3 protein-coding genes are annotated in these 2,212 nt (G+C 30.6%); 1 reads left to right on the top strand and 2 read right to left on the bottom strand.

Going from position 1 to position 2,212, the window contains the following annotated elements; genetic code table 11:
* The coding region (locus ACXJH6_RS08210) for a molybdopterin molybdotransferase MoeA (protein WP_456471274.1) at window positions 1-1,212 on the top strand (1,212 nt) is incomplete at its 5' end.
* Here the strand turns inward: ACXJH6_RS08210 and ACXJH6_RS08205 are convergent.
* On the bottom strand, window positions 1,198-1,875 hold the full coding sequence (locus ACXJH6_RS08205; RefSeq protein ID WP_456471273.1) for a response regulator: 678 nt from the start codon (window positions 1,873-1,875) through the stop codon (window positions 1,198-1,200). The two genes, ACXJH6_RS08210 and ACXJH6_RS08205, sit on opposite strands and share 15 nt — an antisense overlap.
* Window positions 1,862-2,212 (bottom strand): sensor histidine kinase (locus tag ACXJH6_RS08200; RefSeq protein ID WP_456471272.1); only part of this gene is annotated, 351 nt, incomplete at its 5' end. The genes ACXJH6_RS08205 and ACXJH6_RS08200, both read right to left, overlap by 14 nt.

The raw sequence follows: 2,212 nt of genomic DNA, 5'->3' as shown, positions 1-2,212 counted from the left end.
TATTCAAAAGCGCTTGAGCTATGCCTGAAAAACGCAAAACCAAAAGAAATCAGTGAAAATATTTATATAAACGAAGCATTAAACAGAATTTTGGCAAAAGACATTATCGCAAAAAGAAATTCCCCTGTTTTTACCAATTCCGCAATGGACGGATTTGCCTTTAGACACTCATCAAATAAAAAACTGAAAGTCATAAAAACTATTTATGCCGGTGACAAATACGAAGATTTTGAAATAAAAGATGATGAATGCGTCCGAATTATGACTGGTGCAAGGGTGCCTGAAAGTCTTGATACGGTAATCCCGATTGAAAAATGCGAAGAAGTCAACGACGAATATATAGTAATCCCCGAAATAAAAAAAGGCGCAAACGTCAGAATAAAAGGCGAAGAAATAAAAAAAGGCGAAGTTTTAATAAAAAAAGGCGAAACAATAACCCCTGAAATCATCGCAATGCTTGTAAGCCAGGGAATTGTAAATATTCCCGTATATACAAAACTGAAAATCGCTATCCTCTCAACCGGAAACGAATTAAAAGAACCTTGGGAAAATGCCGATAAAGAGGAAATATACAACGTAAACTCATATTCGATTCAAGCCCTTTTAAAAAAACATGGCTTTGAAAGCGACATAATTGGACTGATTCCGGATTCTTTAGAAAAAACAGTTGAATATATAAATAACATCAAAAATGACTATGACGTAATAATTACAAGCGGCGGGATAAGTTTCGGGGATGCTGACTTTTTATATGAAGCGTTTAAACAAAACGGATTAAAAGAATTTTTCCACGGAATAATGGTAAAACCGGGACGCCCTACAATGGCGGGAATTATGGATAACACGTTTGTATTCGCAATGCCCGGAAATCCCCTTAGCGCATATATAAATACATTCGCACTTGCTATTCCTACACTAAAAAAACTAAGCGGCGCAGATAAATACTATTTTCAGACAATTTATGCCAAAAACAAAAGCGACTTTAAAGTAAACCCGAAAAAAGACCATACAATACTCGGATATTATGAAAACGGTGAATGGGAGGTGTTTAACGGGTATAAATACGGCTCGGGGATGCTAACGCCTCTGCTTAAAAGCAACTCTTTAATGCTTTTAAATAAAGGAAGAGAAGTAATTAAAAAAGGAGAAATGTTAAAGATAATACCGTTTGATACAGTTTTTACAAATAAAAATAATTTATTTAACATTTGAATTTAAAAATAATTTATCTAATTTATCTATATTAATTTTATATTTTCTTTTTGGGAGTTTTTGTAAAACTTCCTTATCCTGCAAATCTTTAAATAGTTTAATCAAGGTCGGTTTGCTTATATCAATCTCATTCATTATATCGTTATATGAAAGTGAAAAAGTATACTCATCATCCATATTTTTTACAATCATTTTAATAACCTCAAGCTGTTTACTTTCACAAATAACAGAAGCTATTTTGAAAACCAACGTATTATTAACAAGCTCTTTTTCCTGATAAACAGGTAATAAAACTTCATAAAGACTGTCAAGCAGCTCTTTTATTTTTATAGGCTTTACCAAATAATTAACAGCTTTAAGTTTTATTGCATCAAGAAGATAATCGGTTTCCGTATATGCGGTCGTAAGTATAAAAGGAATTTCTATACCGTTTTGTTTTAAAAATGAAATAAATTCAAGACCGTTTTTATCTCCGATTAAAATATCGCTTATAATAACATCAATATGTTTTTCTTTTAAAATTTTATAAGCCTCTTTAGTATTATCGGCAGTATAAATATTTTTGACAAAATCTTCAAGAATTTCACTTAAATTTTTAAGTAAACTCATATCATCCTCAATATATAATACATTAAACTCTTTTAATATATCATAGTTTTTCATTTTGCTCCTTTATAGGTAATATAATTTCAAACATGGCGCATTTATACATCGTATCGGTTCCCATTCGATGTCTGATATTTTTAGCTTTTATCTTTCCGCCCATATGTTCTTCAATAATCTGTTTTGCCATATAAAGCCCTATTCCGCTTCCTTTATCTTTGAGTTTGGTTGTAAAATACGGTTCGAATATTTTTTCTAAATTCTCTTCTTTTATTCCGCCTCCGTTATCTATTATACTAATAATTATATCTCTTTTTTCTTTTTTAACAATAATTAAAATTTTTTTATCTTTAACTCCGCTTTTTTTTAGTGAATCAATAGCATTGTTTAAAATATT

The organism is Caminibacter sp. (assembly GCF_053999135.1).
The sequence above is the reverse complement of the archived record's forward strand: the minus strand, read 5'-3'. Positions and strand labels throughout refer to the sequence as shown.